This window comes from Gymnodinialimonas phycosphaerae (assembly GCF_019195455.1).
GTDB classification, from domain to species: Bacteria; Pseudomonadota; Alphaproteobacteria; order Rhodobacterales; family Rhodobacteraceae; genus Gymnodinialimonas; species Gymnodinialimonas phycosphaerae.
This window is the reverse complement of record NZ_JAIMBW010000001.1, coordinates 3,890,389-3,905,950: the sequence shown is the minus strand read 5'-3', so window position 1 is coordinate 3,905,950 and position 15,562 is coordinate 3,890,389. Positions and strand designations below refer to the sequence as shown.

The window sequence follows — 15,562 nt, the reverse complement described above, 5'->3', positions numbered from 1 at the left end:
CTCAACCCGCACCGATCGCTCCCGCGATACGCAGGGCCAGCCGCCGGGCCACTTCCGCCTTCGGCAACCTAGGCCAGATGTCCGCGCCGTCACCATCGATCAACACGATCGCATTCTCATCACCGCCCATGATGCCCGTCTCGGCCGAGACATCGTTGGCCACGATCCAATCACAGCCCTTGCGCAAACGCTTCGCCGTAGCATTGGCGACCACATCATCGGTTTCCGCCGCGAAGCCCACGACCAAACCGGGCCTTCCCGCCCCCATCTGAGACACGCCCGCAAGGATATCCGGGTTCTCCGCGAATTCCAGGGCCGGCGCTTTCCCTGAACCGTCCTTCTTCATCTTCGAGCCGCTGGCATTCTCCACCCGCCAATCGGCCACTGCGGCTGCGAAGACAGCCGCATCGGCTGGATGAGTGGCCTGAACCGCCGCCGCCATCTCGCGCGCTGTCTGCACCCGCACAACGTCCACCCCTGCCGGCGGCGGCACATCCGCCGGGCCGGTCACAAAGGTCACCCGCGCGCCCAAATCGCGCAGCGCCGCCGCCATCGCCGTCCCCTGTGCCCCGGACGACCGGTTGGCGATATAGCGCACCGGATCAATCGGCTCATGGGTCGGCCCGGATGTCACGACCACATGGCGCCCCTTCAGCGGACCGTCCCTCAAGGCCGCGCCGACGGCTGCAATGATGTCCGGCACCTCCGCCATGCGTCCGAGGCCAAACTCGCCGCAGGCCATGTTGCCCGCGTCAGGCCCCACGACCAGCACGCCATCGCCTTGCAAGACGCCCAGGTTTCTCTGGGTCGCCGGATGTTCCCACATCCGCACATTCATCGACGGCGCGATCAACACGCGCTTGTCGGTCGCCATCAAGAGCGTCGAGGCCAGATCATTCGCATGCCCCCCCGCCATCTTCGCCATCAGATCCGCCGTCGCGGGGGCCACGACCACCAAATCTGCGGCGCGCGACAACTCGATATGCCCCATCTCGGCCTCGTCGGTCAGATCGAACAGATCACGGTAGACCTTTTGGGCGGCCAGCGCCGACACACTCAACGGTGTCACGAATTCCTCCGCCGCACGGGTCACGACCGGTACGACGACAGCGCCCGCGTCGCGCAGGCGTCGGATCAAATCCAACGACTTGTAGGCCGCGATGCCGCCCCCGATGATCAAAAGAACTCTCTTGCCCGTCAGCATTTCAAACCGCCCCCCGCTCGACATGTCCAACGGTAGGCGGGCGGCGAGACCCCTTCAATCATAAAAGGTGCGCCGTCATTCCGGGGGCCTGCTATTCGACAACAAGCGCTGGTAGTGTCATGCAACTGCGCGGGTCCCGCATCGGCGCATCCAGACGCAGGAGACGCACCATATCCATGCCGGGCTGCGCCAGAACCATCGTCGCGCACACCCTCTCCACCGGATACGAACCGAAAGTGTCGCGCTGCAACACCGCGCCCGCCATCGCCGCCGCCATCAAATCCGTGTCCGCCGAACCCAATGCCGCAATATCGGGAATACCTTCGCGCACCCAATGCGGCGTGCGCAGAAACGCAATCGGGCCCACCGTCTCGCCGTGGCGCAGATGCGTCATCTCATGCACAAGGTAATACGTCAGGTCGCGCGGATCGGGGATCGGGCCCTCGCTGCCCACTAACCGCCCCGCCTCAAGATCCACATCGCGCAGAAAAATCGTGCGCGTGGACAGGATCGGATACGTTATCCCTCCGGCCCAGGTCGCGGGGCGAAAGAAGACCTGATGCCGCCATCCCGCGCCGCCGGTAACATAGACATCGATCTGGTGGTCGGGTGGGCCGAACGGCGTGTCCTGCATCTCGGCCCAGGCCTCCGCCCCGGCACGCAGGGCGGCCTCTTGCGACAGGGGGCGGGTGGCATGGAACATGATGCGCCCGTCACCTGCGGAATGCGCAAAGGCCAGTTGCGGCGCGGACATCAGGATCGCGACGCCGACCATGACGGATGCGCAAACGCCCCCGACCAGAAGGGCGAGGGCGTTTACAATTCTGTGGGTCCTGCGCGTTATCATCTTACCCATGTGGGGCATCAAGAACGCGAAGTGAAGGCGCTATTCCGACAGGGCGGCGCGCGACAATACGTCGACTGACGCACTCGACGGCGGTGACACAAGCAGCGTCACCGCGAACAACCCGGCAAGCAGTGCCAGCGGCGCGTGATATATCAAACGGCGAGGAATGACCGAACCTCCTTCGACTGTGCTTCAAGGGTCTTGCGCATCTTTCCGAAGGCCGCGGCCTCCAACTGACGCACGCGCTCCTTGGACAGGCCAAGCTCAGTGCCCAGACTTTCCAGCGTCCGGGGGTCTTCGCGCAGCTTGCGCTCGCGTACGATAAACCTTTCCCGCTCGTTGAGGGCATTCATCGACGCGATCAACCATTCGCGCAGCTGTGCGGTGTCGTGGGAATGCTCCACGATATGCTCGGCCTGCTCACCATCGTCTTCCAGCGTATCGATCCACTCACGCCCCTCGTCCTCGGCGGATTGGGTGGCGTTGAGCGAGTAATCGGAGCCCGCCAGACGGCCCTCCATCATCTCCACGTCATGCAGCGGCACGCCCACTTCGGTGGCGATCATCTGGCGCAACTGGTGCTTGTCCAGCGTCTCGCCGGTCTTCATCGCCTCGCGCTCAAGACGGGCCTGGACACGACGCATGTTGAAGAACAGCGACTTCTGCGACGACGTGGACCCGGTGCGCACCATCGACCAGTTGCGCATCACGTGATCTTGAATGCTCGCCTTGATCCACCACACGGCGTAGGTCGAAAAGCGCACGCCGCGGTCCGGGTCGAATTTGTCGGCGGCCTTCATCAGGCCCAACCCGGCTTCCTGGATCAAATCATTCATCGGCGCGCCGTAGCGCTTGAACTTCGACGCCATGGAAATGGCCAATCGCATGTAAGCCGTCACAAGGCGATGCAAGCTCTCCTCGCAACGTTCATCGCGCCACGCGTAGGCCAGCCGCAATTCCGTCTCTGCATCCAACAACTCCGCCTTCATCGCGCGACGAGACAGGTTGTGTTCTCCACCCATATCAAATGCCATAACGACCCCCGGTTTTCTGACTCAGTTCAGACAAGCGTTTACCGCTCGTTCATATGTGTTACGCAGGCATCAGTCGTTTGGATCACGAAACGGGAAAGAAAATTGCGCCTCCCCCCTCTCAGCCTCGTCCTTGGTGGCGCCTCCAGCGGAAAATCGGCCTTTGCCGAACGCATGGTTCGCCAATGCGGCTTGGCCAAGGTCTATGTCGCCACCGCCGAGGCCCATGACGGCGAGATGAACGAGAAAATCGCCACGCACCGCGCAAAACGGGCCGGTCACGGCTGGCGCACGATCGAGGCGCCGCATGAAACCGTTCAGGCGCTGACCCAGATCGAGGCAGGTGAAGTCGTGCTGTTGGATTGCGTCACCTTCTGGCTCACGAACCTGATGATCGATGATGGCGATTGGGATGAAGAATTGGAGATCATGCTCGACGTTCTGGTGCAGATGCGCGCGCCCGTGGTTCTGGTCAGCAACGATGTCTCGGGCGGCGTCGTGCCGGAAAACGCGCTGGCCCGTGCGTTTCAACGTGCACAGGGCGAGGTCAATCAACGCCTTGCCGCCCAGGCCGACCTGGTTGTCCATGTGACTGCGGGCCTGCCGCAGATTCTGAAAGGGCGGCCCATACTCGATGATGTGGATGAACCTTGGTAAGACGCCTGTTCCTGATCCGCCATGGGCCGACCCACCAGACGGTGTTCACAGGCTGGCGCGATGTGCCAGCCGATCTGTCGGATACCGCCGCAGTGGCGCGCATGCGCGACCACCTGCCTGCCTACGCCCCGATCATCTCGTCTGATCTGATCCGATGCGTCGCCACCGCCGACGCCATCGCCGGAGGCCGCGTGCGCCTACCCCATGATGCCAAACTGCGCGAGTTTGATTTCGGTGTTTGGGATGGCTTGGGATTTGAGGAAGTGGGCGCGCGTGATCCCATCCTCAGCCGCGCGTTCTGGGATGATCCGGGCGACGTGACGCCGCCGGGTGGCGAAAGCTGGCATGACGTAGCCGCTCGGGTCAGTGCCTCGATCGACGCTCACATGGCGGCCCACGGCGACCTGATCGTCGTGGCGCATTTCGGCGCGATTCTGTGCCAGATTGGGCACCTCACAGGGCAGCCCCCCAAGCAGATGATTGCCCAGAAGATCGATCCGCTGTCGGTCTCGGAACTGCACTTCGACGGCGTGGCTTGGTCCTTGGCCTCCGTCAATCACAACCCGTGATACTCGGCCCTTATCATTGGCCCTGATCATCCCCATCACGGCCTTTCCATTGACGCGGCAGGCCACCCAACCCTAACTGCGTCCATGACCTATGATCTTCTTATCGGACAACAATCCTATTCCAGCTGGTCCCTGCGCGGATGGCTGGCCTTCGCCCCTTTCGACATCCCCGTCACCCTCCACAAGGTGGAGATCTACGGGCCCACGTTCTACGAGGACGTCGCCGCCTTCGGTGCCGCCCGCACCGTGCCCGCCGCCCGCACGCCCGAAGGCGGGATGCTGACGGATTCCATGGCCATCGTCTGGCATGTGGCCGAGGCCTTTGCAGATCGTGGCGTGATGCCAAAGGGCGCCCAAGAAAGGGCCGAGGCCATGTCGATTATCTCCGAGATGCACGATGGCTTCAAAGCCCTGCGCGCCGCCTGCCCCGTCAACCTGCGTAACGCTTGGGCGGGGTTTGAGGCATCGCCCGAAGTGCTGGCCGACGTCGCCCGGTTCGAGGATATCCTGTCCCGCGTCATCACCCGCTCTGGCGGGCCGTTCCTTTTCGGATCATTCACCTTGGCCGATGCCTTCTACGCGCCGCTGGCCACGCGGCTTTTGACCTATGGCCTGCCCATGTCCAACACGGCGAAGGCCTACGCGAAAGCCATCGTGACCCATCCCTCCTTTGTGGAATGGCGCGAGGCGGGTATGAAAGAGACCCAGGAAATCGCGCGGTATGACAAGGCCCCCCTCGAACGCGTACCGTTTCCGACATTTTCTTAAGGCCGCTGGAGGCACGTTAACCTTTTGCTAACCAAGGAGGGGCAAAGGTTGGCGGCATGTTCGAAGCCGCCAGCCCAGATGCCCTCGCCCTGACCCACACCGTGGCCTTTGAGGGCCTCGATGCCCGCCGGGTCGAGGTGCAGTGTGCCGTGACGGCTGGCCTGCCCGGCTTCGCCATCGTGGGCCTGCCCGACAAGGCCGTGTCCGAGGCGCGCGAAAGGGTGCGCACGGCCCTGCAAGCGATGGCCATCGCCCTGCCCTCGCGCCAGATCACGGTGAACCTGTCGCCCGCCGATATTCCGAAAGAGGGATCTCATTTCGACCTGCCCATCGCCCTGGCCCTGCTGGCAGCGCTTGGGATCTTACCGCGAGAGCGCGTGGAAGGCGCATTGTCGCTTGGGGAACTGTCCCTGAACGGACGGCTGGTGCCGGTCTTGGGCGCCTTGCCCGCCGCCCTCGCGGCGGGGGAGGACAACCGCACGCTGCTGTGCCCCTTAGGCTGTGGCGCAGAGGCGGCTTGGGTAGGCGCGACCCCGGTGTTTGCGGCGGCATCCTTGGGCGATTTGATCGCCCACCTCACGGACCGGGCCCCGCTGGAACCCGCAAAACCGGGCGAAGTCGCCGCCGATCCCGGCCCCAAATGCCTGTCGGAGGTGCGCGGGCAGGAACGCGCCAAACGCGCAATGGAAATCGCGGCGGCGGGGCGTCACCACCTCCTGATGGTCGGCTCTCCGGGGTCTGGCAAATCGATGCTGGCCGCGCGTCTACCGGGCATTCTGCCAGCATTGTCGGCGTCGGAGGCGTTGGAGACGTCGATGATCCATTCCCTGTCCGGGCTGTTGGACGAGGGCGGGATTTCCCGAACCCGACCCTACCGGGCCCCGCATCATACCGCCTCCATGCCCGCGATTGTCGGCGGCGGGCGCGGCGCGAAACCCGGCGAAATCAGCCTGGCGCACAACGGGGTATTATTCCTTGATGAGTTACCGGAATACCCCCGCGCCGTGCTGGAGACCCTGCGCCAACCGATCGAGACCGGCGATGTCGTGGTCGCCCGTGCCAACGCGCATGTGACCTACCCTTGCCGGTTCTTGCTGATTGCCGCTGCCAATCCCTGCCGCTGTGGCAACCTTTATGACGCCGACTCGGCCTGCAACCGGGCGCCGATCTGTGGCCAGGATTACATGGGCAAGATTTCGGGGCCCTTGATGGATCGGTTCGATCTGCGACTCGAAGTGCCACCTGTGGCCTATTCGGACCTCGATCTGCCCGCCTCCGGCGAAACCAGTGCTGTGATCGCTGCGCGTGTGGCAAAGGCGCGCGACGTGCAGTCGGCGCGCTTCTCCGCGCTTGGCGCATCGGCGCGGGTGAACGCGGACGCGGAAGGCGCGCTGCTGGATCAGATCGCAACGCCCGATGCCGAGGGCAAGGCCCTTCTGCTACAGGCCGCCGACAAGTTCAAACTGACCGCGCGGGGATATCACCGCGTGATGCGGCTGGCGCGGACGATCGCGGACCTTGACGGGGTCGAGACCGTCAGCACCCCGCATATCGCCGAGGCCATCGGCTACCGTCTAATCGGCGCGCGGGAGGTCTAGCGCGGCGCGGATGAACGTGGCCGCCTTGGTGATCGCGTCGCGCGCCTCGGGCACGGCCTCTCCAAAAACTTGCCACGTGTGGGGCGCATGGGGCCAGCTCTGCAGCTCGACCCGGCCTCCGGCGGCGCGCAAGACATCTGCCATGCGCAAAGCGTCGTCGCGCAGAATCTCTGTGAGGGCAAATTGGATAAGGGTCGGCGCCGGGTCTTGGAAACTGGCGAAAAGCGGCGAAAGGCGCGGGTCAGTCAGATCCGCGTCGCCCGCCGCGAAACCAATCAGCTCCGGCAAGCGCTCGGCCGGCAAAAGGCAATCGCGCCGTGCATTCTCGACCATCGAAGCGCCGGAGCCAGTGAGATCCGTCCAGGGGCAAAGGGCGACGCAGGCGGCAGGGCGCTGGCCCTCGGCCCCCAATTCGGCCATCAACGACAGGGCCATGCCCCCACCTGCACTGTCGCCCGCCAAGACGATCTGCGAGGGGGCGATCCCTTCGGCGATCAGTTGATCCCATGCGCGGCGGGCGTCGTCCTGGGCGGCGGGCAAACGCGCTTCCGGTCCAAGGGCATAATCCGGCGCAACTACGCGACAGCCCGAGCGGCGGCAAAGCGCCCGGATCAAGGCAATATGCGACTGCGGCGAGCCTGCGATGAAGCCGCCGCCGTGGAAATAAAGCACCACGCCCCGCGCGCCTGCCTGCGGCTCGACAATCCTGCGTGGGGGCGCGCCTGGCTCGTCACGCTGGATCAGGCCACGACCGCGCCCGCCAAAAAGTGTTCCGACAATCTCGAAATCCTTGCGCTGATTACCGGGCCGCTGGACATACCGCAGCCGCGTCTTCCCGATGACACGCGCTCCGAGGTTGAGCAGGGAGAGCCGCAGGCTCACGCCGTCACCTTGCGCTCGATCGCCTCCCAGATCTTGGCAGCGATGTTGACGCCGTCAAACCGCTCCAACTCCTGAATGCCGGTGGGGGACGTCACGTTGATCTCTGTCAGCCAGCCGCCGATCACATCGATGCCGACGAAGACCTGACCCATTTCCTTGAGGCGGGGGCCGATGATGGCGCAAATCTCACGCTCCCGGTCCGTGAGGGCCGTGGCTTCTGGACGGCCGCCGACGTGCATGTTGGAACGCACCTCGCCCTTGGCGGGCACGCGGTTGATGCCGCCGACGGGTTCGCCATCCACCAGGATCACCCGCTTGTCGCCTGCCGAGACGTCGGGAAGAAACTTCTGCATCACCAAGGGCTCCCGGTTGATCCCGGTGAACAGCTCATGCAGCGAGTTGAGGTTCCGATCCTCCGGCGTCAAACGAAACACCCCCGCGCCACCGTTGCCGTAAAGCGGCTTCAGGATCACGTCGCCGTGGTCCTCCTTGAAAGCTTTCAGCATGTCGATATCGCGGGCGATCATCGTCGGTGGGGTCAGGTCGGGGTAGTCGAGAACCATCAGTTTCTCAGGCGAATTCCGCACCCAGAACGGGTCATTCACGATCAAGGTCTGCCCGCGCAGCCGGTCAAGCAGATGCGTTGTCGTGATGTAGCCCATTTCGAAGGGCGGATCCTGGCGCAGCCAGATGACATCGACATCAGCCAAATCCACGATCTCAGGCGCTGTCGCCGTCACGTGATTGCCCTGGACGCGCTGCACGCTGATCCGCCTTGCCCGTGCACAGACCTTGTTTTCCCGGTAAAACAGATCATTCGGAGTGTAGACCATCAACTCATGGCTGCGCGCTTGCGCCTCTTCGGCGAGGCGGAACGACGAATCGGCGTCGATATTCACGTCCTCGATCGGATCCATCTGAAATGCGATCAACATGTTTGCCCCTCCGGTGCTGCACAGACCCTTTACTTGGCGTGGCAAAACCTCGGGCGCAATGGGCGATCTGAGGGGATCAAGCCGCCAGCGCGTTCACAATCACATCGAACTGGCCTTGGCCGTCGATAAGCGCCACATCGAACCGCATCGGGGTGGCAAGGCCCTTGGGAAACGACCCCAAGCAATGTTCTGCACTGCGCAAAAGCCGCCCGATCTGCCTTTGCGACAGCGCAGCCGCCGCCTGCGCATGGGTGCGAGAGGCCTTCACTTCGACGAAAACCACTTCCCCGTCCTTTTCCATGACCAAGTCAATCTCGCCCGCCGGGCCACGCCAGCGGCGCGCTACCAGCCGGTGGCCGTGGTCCATATACACGCGCACCGCAATGTCTTCCGCCGCCTTGCCCTTGAGGTAGGAGACTTGCCCCCTCAGCCGTCGTTTTTCAGCTGCAATCCCATCTGGTAGACGTCGCGTTTGGACATCCCCAGCGCTTCCGCCACTTGGGCGGACGCCGCTTTCAGGGGCATCGTCTGCAATGCCACCAGCAACGCCGCTTCCAAATCCAGCGCCGAGGGTGCCCGCGCCACGGCGCGGCCAATCACCACCACGATTTCGCCCTTCAATACCCGGTCCTGCAACAGGTCGCGGACCTGCCCGCAGGTCCCGCGCAGAACCTCTTCGAAGCGTTTGGTCAATTCCCGGCAAATTGCCACCTCTCGATCATCCCCCAACACCTCGCACAATTCACCTAATAATCGGTGAACGCGTTTCGGGCTTTCATAGGCAATGATCGTGGCCCCCGCCGCATCCAGCCCCTTGATCCATTTCGCCCGGGCCCCGGTTTGGGTCGGGGCGAAGCCCACGAACATGAACCGGTCCGACGCCAACCCCGAGACCGTCAAGGCCGCCAGTGCTGCCGAGGGACCCGGAGCCGAAAACACCGGGAAGCCTGCGTCAATCGCCGCGCGGCCCAGTTGGTATCCCGGGTCAGCCACCAAAGGTGTGCCCGCCTCGGACACGTAGGCAACGGACAGACCCTTCTCCAAGGCGCCCAGAACGCGGGGGCGGGCCTCGGCTCCATTGTGGTCGTGGTAGGGAATCATCGGGCGGCCGTTTACCGGAATTCCGTGTATTTCCATTAACTTACGGGCTGTGCGCGTGTCTTCCGCAGCAATAACGTCCGCCGCGCGCAGGATATCCAAAGCCCGAAGCGTGATGTCGCGCGCCGAGCCGATCGGCGTGGCGACGAAGTGAAGGCCCGGGGCCACAGAAACTGCCATGCTCATGGGCGTTCCTCCGCCTGACAGGACGTTTGCTTGAACTGCGCCATTGCCACGAGAGGGCAATCCGGTCCATTAGCCAAATTGAGGGCCCTTAAGCCCTGGCTGCCACGTTTACTTGAACGGTTATTCGCCGTAGCGTGCATTCGCGGGCCTCCCGCCACGTCTAGATTTGATACGCCTCAAGGGAAGGGCCTTTGTCCTATGGTTTCCGGTTTCAGCATTCTTCGCAACCCAGCTCGCATCCTGATAGCCCTTCTTTTGTCTTTGGTCCTGACAGCCTGCCAAATCGGCGGCGGCCCCATCGGTCTGGGCACCAGCCCCCGTGTTGGCCAAACCGTTCAGGTCGCCATGCTTCTCCCCATGAGCGGCAGCGGCGGTGACGCACTCTTGTCGCGCAGCCTGGAGAATGCCGCACGCCTTGCCGCGGCGGATGTGGCTGCCAACGCGACCATTGAAATCACCGTCTACGACACGGCTGGCAATGCCGCCACCGCCGCCACCCGCGCGCAAGAAGCGGTTTCAGCCGGGGCCGACGTCATCGTCGGGCCGCTTCGCTCGGACGCTGCTGCGGCTGTGGGCGTTGCTGTTGCGAACTCCAACGTGGCCGTGCTCAGCTTCTCCAACAACACGGAAATCGCGGGCGGCAACGTGCTGGTCCTTGGCTATACCTTCGCTAACACCGCCAACCGCATCGTGGGCTATTCGGCTCGCCAGGGCCGGGGAAACATCGTTCTGGTACACGCCAGCAACCTTGCGGGCGAAGTCGCCCGCGACGCCGTGCGCACCGCTGCCACCCGCTCCGGCGCCACCATTTCCGCCACCATTCCCTACGAGTTCAGCCAGGTTGGCGTCGTGAACGTGGTTCCGCAAGTGACCTCGGCCGTGGGCGACAATGGCGCCAACGCCGTGCTGCTGACCTCGGACAGCGCCGGCGCCTTGCCGCTGTTTGCGCAGCTGCTGCCCGAGAACGGGCTCAACACTTCCTCGGTCCAGATGATGGGTCTGACGCGCTGGGACATTCCGCCTGCGACGCTTGAATTCTCGGGCCTGCAGGGCGGCTGGTTCACCCTGCCCGACCCCTCTGCCACGGGCGCATTCAACAGCCGTTATGCCGCCGCCAATGGCGATGCCCCCCATTCCCTGGGGGGGCTTGGCTATGACGCGATCCGCGCCATCGCCGCGGCGGCCCCCTCGGGCCGTATGGGCGCGGCCGATCTGGTCGCTGCAGGCCAGATCGACGGGGCAAGCGGCGTGTTCCGCTTCCTCAACGATGGCACAATCGAGCGCGCATTGGCCGTGGCCGAGATCGTCAACCAACAGGTGAGTGTCATTGACCCTGCCCCTAGACGCCTTGGCGGTGCCGGTCTCTGACCGGGACCAAAGACCAAACCCACGCCTCTCCGCCGCATCCTCTCCGGGCACGCTCCTGTTGCCCGAAGAGGAGATCGTCAACCAACCGGCCCTGGCCGCCCGCCTCGACGCGGCCTGCGCCGAGGCCAGTGACCCTTCCGCGATCCGTGCCGCCACTGTCGCCGAGCTAAGCCTCGCGCAGGATCAGGGCCGTGCCGCCCTTGCCCAGGCCGTCGCCGCGCAGCCCCTCGCCGCGCGCCGCGCCACACGGTCCTATGCTTTTCTGACCGACGCCCTCGTCACCGAGGTCCTGCGGATCGCGACGACCTACCTGCACCCCACCAACATCCAGTCCGAAGCCGAGCGTATCGCCGTACTCGCCGTCGGCGGCTATGGGCGTGCCGAAATGGCCCCCTCCTCGGACGTGGACCTGCTGTTCCTGACGCCCTGGAAAGTCACCGGGAAGGTCGAAAGCATCATCGAGTCCACGCTCTACATGCTGTGGGATCTGCGCCTGAAGGTCGGCCATTCCTCGCGCACGATCAAAGATTGCCTGCGTCTGGGGCGAGAGGACTACACGATCCGCACGACCTTCCTGGAGATGCGCCACCTCAGTGGTGACGCGTCCCTCTCGGCCGAGTTGCAAGAGACCCTGCGCGCACAGTTGTTCGATGGCACCACCGGCGAATTCATCGAAGCCAAGTTGGAAGAGCGTACCAACCGCCACAAGAAACAGGGCGGCCAGCGCTATATGCTCGAACCGAACGTTAAAGAGGGCAAAGGCGGCCTGCGGGATCTGCAAACGCTCTACTGGATCGCGAAGTATGAACATGGCGTCGTGAAAGCCGCCGAACTGGTGGCGCTGAACGTGTTCCGCCCGGAAGAATTCGCCGCCTTCGACGCCGCCGAACGGTTCCTTTGGGCAGTGCGCTGCCATCTGCATCTGATCGCCGGACGCGCCCAGGACCTGCTGTCGTTCGATATGCAGGTCGAGGTGGCCGAGCGTCTGGGCTACGAGGACCATTCCGGCCGCCGCGCGGTCGAACATTTCATGCAGGACTACTTCCGCCACGCCACCAAGGTCGGCGAGCTGACGCGGATCTTCCTGACCGGACTGGAGGCCCGCCACGTCAAGCAGGCGCCCGCCATCTTCGGGTTCCTGCGCGGGCGCACCCGCCGCAAGAAGCTGAAACCGGGGTATGTCGTGTCGCAAAACCGGCTCGACATCGCGGACCCGGAGGCGTTCTTCACCGATCCCCTCAACATCCTGCGGCTGTTCGAGGAAGGCCTGCGCACCGGTTACCTGATCCACCCCAACGCCATGCGTGAGGCGACGGCGCGGCTGGATCTGATCACCGATGAGATGCGCTTGGACCGCGAAGCCAACCGCATCTTCCTCGATCTAATGCTGAAACACGGCAACCCCGAACGGGGCCTGCGCCGGATGAACGAACTGGGGGTTCTATCGGCTTTCATGCCGGAATTCGCGCCGATCGTGGCGATGATGCAGTTCAACATGTATCACAGCTATACCGTGGACGAGCATACGATCCAGGTCGTCTCCACCCTGGCCCAGATCGAGCGCGAGGAATTGCTGGAAGAGCTGCCGCTGGTCTCGGGCATCCTGAAGCGGGGTGTGAACCGGAAGGTTCTGTTCCTGGCCTGCCTGCTGCATGATATCGGCAAGGGCCGGAACGAGGATCATTCGATCCTGGGCGCCCGCATGGCCCGCGTGATCTGCCCCCGTCTCGGCCTGAAACCCGCGGAATGCGACACCGTCGAATGGCTGGTCCGCTACCACCTGCTGATGTCCGACATGGCCCAGAAACGCGACATCGCGGATCCGCGCACCGTGCGCGACTTTGCCAAGGCGGTAAAAACCCGCGAGCGCCTTGATCTGCTGACGGTCCTGACGGTCTGCGACATCCGTGGTGTCGGGCCGAATACATGGAACAACTGGAAGGCGACGCTTCTGCGTTCGCTTCACCGCTCCACCGCGATGGCGCTGGAAACCGGGCTGGAGGACCTCAACCGCGAGCAGTTGGAGGGCGAGGCCAAGAAGGCCCTTCGCGAAGCGCTGGCTGATTGGAAGAAATCCGCGATCAAGACCGAGGTGGACCGCCACTACGGCCCCTATTGGCAGGGGCTCGACCTGCCCACGCAGGTCACTTTCGCCAAGATGCTCAGCACCCTCAAGGATGATGAGATCAAGATCGACACCAAGCAGGACGCCGACCGCGACGCGACGCGGGTCTGTTTCGCCTTGGCCGATCACCCCGGCATCTTCTGCCGCCTTGCGGGCGCGCTCAGCCTCGTGGGGGCCAATGTCGTCGACGCCCGGACGTTCACCTCCAAGGACGGCTACGCGACGGCCGTCTTCTGGGTGCAGGACCGCGACGGCCACCCCTACGAGAAAACCCGCCTGCCGCGCCTGACAACGATGATCCGCAAGACGCTCAAGGGTGAAGTTGTCACCTCCGAAGCGATGGAGAAGCGCGACAAGATCAAGAAACGCGAACGGCCCTTCAACGTGCCCACCACGATCACCTTCGACAACGAAGGGTCCGAGATCTACACGATCATCGAGGTCGATACCCGCGACCGCCCCGGCCTGCTCTATGACCTGACAAAGACCCTGGCCGCTTCGAATATCTACATCGCCTCGGCCACGATCGCCACATATGGCGTGCAGGTCGTGGACACCTTCTACGTCAAGGACATGTTCGGCCTGAAACTGCACTCCGAAGGAAAGCGCGACGCGCTTGAGCGCAAGTTGCGGGACGCTATCGTGCGGGTCGCGGAACGGGCCGGCGCATGAGCGAAACCGACCCCTTCCACGCCCCTCCTCCGCCCCCGAAATCGCCCGCACCCATTCGTCTGATCGCGGGCTTCTTCACCGTAGGCTTCTGGACCATGGCCAGCCGCATCCTCGGCTTCGTGCGCGACATCCTGATCGCGGCGTTCCTGGGATCCGGCCCGGTCGCCCAGGCATTCCTTGTTGCGTTTTCGCTGCCCAACATGTTTCGCCGCTTCTTTGCGGAGGGCGCGTTCAACACCGCCTTCGTGCCGATGTTCTCCAAGAAGGTGGAGGGCGAGGATGACGCGGAACCCTTCGCGCAGGACGCCTTTTCGGGGCTGGCTGCAGTCCTGATCGTGCTGACCCTGGTCGCACAATTGGCCATGCCGTGGCTGGTCTTGGCCATGGCCAGCGGCTTCGCGGGGGATGAGCGGTTTACGCTGGCCGTCGATTTTGGCCGCATCGCCTTCGTCTACATCCTCTTCATCTCCCTCGCGGCGCTGTTCTCGGGCATGCTGAATGCCATCGGACGCTTTGCCGCCGCCGCCGCCGCGCCGATCCTGCTCAACATCATTCTGGTCAGCGCCATGTTGGCCGTCTACTGGACCGCGCCCGACGGTAAGATGACCAATATCATCGACCCCGCCGAGGCCTATGGGCGCGCATTGTCTTGGGGGGTGCCGCTTGCTGGCGTGGCGCAAATGGCGCTGGTCTGGTTTTCCGCGTGGCGCGCGGGCTATACCATCCGGCCTCGCTTGCCGCGCCTGACGCCGGACATGCGCAAACTGGCCGCTATCGCCCTGCCCGCCATGCTGGCAGGCGGTGTGGTGCAGGTGAACCTTCTGGTCGGCCGTCAGGTCGCCAGCTTCTTTGACGGTGCCATCGCGTGGCTGTCGTTCGCCGACCGGCTGTATCAGTTGCCCTTGGGCGTCGTGGGCATCGCGATCGGCATCGTGCTGCTGCCCGACCTCTCGCGCCGCCTGCGCGCGGGCGACGATGAGGGCGGACGCCACGCCCTGTCGCGCGCCGGAGAGCTTGCCCTGGCCCTCACCATCCCCGCCGCTGTCGCGTTGATGGTGATCCCGGTGCCGCTGGTTTCGGTCCTGTTCCAGCGCGGAGAATTCACGGCAGACGACACCGCCTCCACCGCGCTGGCCCTCACGGTCTACGCCGTGGGTCTGCCCGCTTTCGTTCTGCAAAAGGTGCTGCAACCGGTCTATTTTGCCCGCGAAGACACCCGCAGCCCGTTCCGGTTTGCGCTGGTGGCCATGGTGGTGAACGCCGTTGTAGCGATCGGGCTGGCCTCGGCCATCGGTTTTCTGGGGGCGGCGATCGGCACGACCGTTGCGGCGTGGATCATGGTGGCGCTGTTGTCAAAAGGCCGCGCAGACCTTGGGGATGTGGCGCAATTCGATGACCGTTTCCGCGCCCGCATCTGGCGCATCTGCGCCGCCGCCATCGCCATGGGCGCGGTGCTGGTGCTAAGCGAAATCCTGATCGGACCTTTCCTGGGCGAGCCGGGCCTGCGCTACGTCGCGCTGGCCCTCTTGGTGGCGCTTGGCATCGGCAGCTACTTCGGCTTCGCGCGACTTTTCGGCGCGTTCAGCCTGCGCGAGTTACGCAGCACGATGCGGGGCCGCTGA

The 15,562-nt window shown here is 64.2% G+C and carries 14 protein-coding genes; 7 read left to right on the top strand and 7 right to left on the bottom strand.

Annotated elements, in window-relative coordinates; translation table 11 throughout:
- Position 1: 1 nt before the first annotated feature.
- The 3 genes from coaBC to KUL25_RS19620 form a co-directional block, all read right to left on the bottom strand.
- Complete coding sequence (gene coaBC, locus KUL25_RS19630; RefSeq protein ID WP_257894911.1) at positions 2-1,204, bottom strand: bifunctional phosphopantothenoylcysteine decarboxylase/phosphopantothenate--cysteine ligase CoaBC; 1,203 nt, start codon at positions 1,202-1,204, stop codon at positions 2-4.
- 91 nt (positions 1,205-1,295) lie between these two features.
- Positions 1,296-2,060: a hypothetical protein gene (locus KUL25_RS19625; RefSeq protein WP_257894433.1), complete on the bottom strand. Its 765-nt coding sequence runs from the start codon at positions 2,058-2,060 to the stop codon at positions 1,296-1,298.
- 143 nt (positions 2,061-2,203) lie between these two features.
- Positions 2,204-3,085: an RNA polymerase factor sigma-32 gene (locus KUL25_RS19620; RefSeq protein ID WP_068352780.1), complete on the bottom strand. Its 882-nt coding sequence runs from the start codon at positions 3,083-3,085 to the stop codon at positions 2,204-2,206.
- Between the two features lie 102 nt (positions 3,086-3,187).
- Between KUL25_RS19620 and cobU the strand changes: the two genes are divergently transcribed.
- The 4 genes from cobU to KUL25_RS19600 all read left to right on the top strand — a co-directional run bounded on the left by cobU (position 3,188) and on the right by KUL25_RS19600 (position 6,674).
- Complete coding sequence (gene cobU / locus KUL25_RS19615) at positions 3,188-3,739, top strand: bifunctional adenosylcobinamide kinase/adenosylcobinamide-phosphate guanylyltransferase (protein WP_257894432.1); 552 nt, start codon at positions 3,188-3,190, stop codon at positions 3,737-3,739.
- Positions 3,733-4,308: a histidine phosphatase family protein gene (locus tag KUL25_RS19610; protein WP_257894431.1), complete on the top strand. Its 576-nt coding sequence runs from the start codon at positions 3,733-3,735 to the stop codon at positions 4,306-4,308. Before cobU ends, KUL25_RS19610 begins: the two co-directional genes overlap by 7 nt.
- Before the next feature lie 84 nt (positions 4,309-4,392).
- A complete protein-coding gene (locus tag KUL25_RS19605; protein ID WP_257894430.1) occupies positions 4,393-5,076 on the top strand; it encodes a glutathione S-transferase in 684 nt (227 codons plus the stop codon).
- 56 nt (positions 5,077-5,132) lie between these two features.
- On the top strand, positions 5,133-6,674 hold the full coding sequence (locus KUL25_RS19600; RefSeq protein WP_257894429.1) for a YifB family Mg chelatase-like AAA ATPase: 1,542 nt from the start codon (positions 5,133-5,135) through the stop codon (positions 6,672-6,674).
- Here the strand turns inward: KUL25_RS19600 and KUL25_RS19595 are convergent.
- The 4 genes from KUL25_RS19595 to rsmI form a co-directional block, all read right to left on the bottom strand.
- Positions 6,651-7,556, bottom strand: a complete 906-nt coding sequence (locus KUL25_RS19595; RefSeq protein ID WP_257894428.1) for an alpha/beta hydrolase — start codon at positions 7,554-7,556, stop codon at positions 6,651-6,653. The two genes, KUL25_RS19600 and KUL25_RS19595, sit on opposite strands and share 24 nt — an antisense overlap.
- The gene (gshB, locus tag KUL25_RS19590) at positions 7,553-8,491 is read right to left on the bottom strand and encodes a glutathione synthase (RefSeq protein WP_257894427.1); all 939 of its coding nucleotides are present in this window, start codon (positions 8,489-8,491) and stop codon (positions 7,553-7,555) included. Before gshB ends, KUL25_RS19595 begins: the two co-directional genes overlap by 4 nt.
- Positions 8,492-8,567: 76 nt before the next feature.
- Entirely contained in the window at positions 8,568-8,876 is a 309-nt protein-coding gene (locus tag KUL25_RS19585) for a YraN family protein (protein ID WP_257894910.1), read from the bottom strand.
- A 41-nt stretch (positions 8,877-8,917) separates the two neighbouring features.
- Complete coding sequence (rsmI, locus tag KUL25_RS19580) at positions 8,918-9,775, bottom strand: 16S rRNA (cytidine(1402)-2'-O)-methyltransferase (protein ID WP_257894426.1); 858 nt, start codon at positions 9,773-9,775, stop codon at positions 8,918-8,920.
- A gap of 198 nt (positions 9,776-9,973) precedes the next feature.
- Between rsmI and KUL25_RS19575 the strand changes: the two genes are divergently transcribed.
- The 3 genes from KUL25_RS19575 to murJ are packed head-to-tail and all read left to right on the top strand — an operon-like array spanning position 9,974 to position 15,562.
- The gene (locus tag KUL25_RS19575) at positions 9,974-11,143 is read left to right on the top strand and encodes an ABC transporter substrate-binding protein (RefSeq protein ID WP_257894425.1); all 1,170 of its coding nucleotides are present in this window, start codon (positions 9,974-9,976) and stop codon (positions 11,141-11,143) included.
- On the top strand, positions 11,103-13,940 hold the full coding sequence (locus KUL25_RS19570; RefSeq protein ID WP_427854465.1) for a [protein-PII] uridylyltransferase: 2,838 nt from the start codon (positions 11,103-11,105) through the stop codon (positions 13,938-13,940). The genes KUL25_RS19575 and KUL25_RS19570 overlap by 41 nt, the downstream gene beginning before the upstream one ends.
- Positions 13,937-15,562, top strand: coding sequence for a murein biosynthesis integral membrane protein MurJ (gene murJ, locus KUL25_RS19565; RefSeq protein WP_257894424.1), 1,626 nt, complete (start codon positions 13,937-13,939; stop codon positions 15,560-15,562). The genes KUL25_RS19570 and murJ overlap by 4 nt, the downstream gene beginning before the upstream one ends.

Bases quoted from the DNA above. Each gene is read 5' to 3' on its own strand.
- coaBC (WP_257894911.1), bottom strand. From the start codon at position 1,204: ATGCTGACGGGCAAGAGAGTTCTTTTGATCATCGGGGGCGGCATCGCG.
- KUL25_RS19625 (WP_257894433.1), bottom strand. From the start codon at position 2,060: ATGGGTAAGATGATAACGCGCAGGACCCACAGAATTGTAAACGCCCTC.
- KUL25_RS19620 (WP_068352780.1), bottom strand. From the start codon at position 3,085: ATGGCATTTGATATGGGTGGAGAACACAACCTGTCTCGTCGCGCGATG.
- KUL25_RS19605 (WP_257894430.1), top strand. From the start codon at position 4,393: ATGACCTATGATCTTCTTATCGGACAACAATCCTATTCCAGCTGGTCC.
- KUL25_RS19600 (WP_257894429.1), top strand. From the start codon at position 5,133: ATGTTCGAAGCCGCCAGCCCAGATGCCCTCGCCCTGACCCACACCGTG.
- gshB (WP_257894427.1), bottom strand. From the start codon at position 8,491: ATGTTGATCGCATTTCAGATGGATCCGATCGAGGACGTGAATATCGAC.
- rsmI (WP_257894426.1), bottom strand. From the start codon at position 9,775: ATGAGCATGGCAGTTTCTGTGGCCCCGGGCCTTCACTTCGTCGCCACG.
- KUL25_RS19575 (WP_257894425.1), top strand. From the start codon at position 9,974: ATGGTTTCCGGTTTCAGCATTCTTCGCAACCCAGCTCGCATCCTGATA.
- murJ (WP_257894424.1), top strand. From the start codon at position 13,937: ATGAGCGAAACCGACCCCTTCCACGCCCCTCCTCCGCCCCCGAAATCG.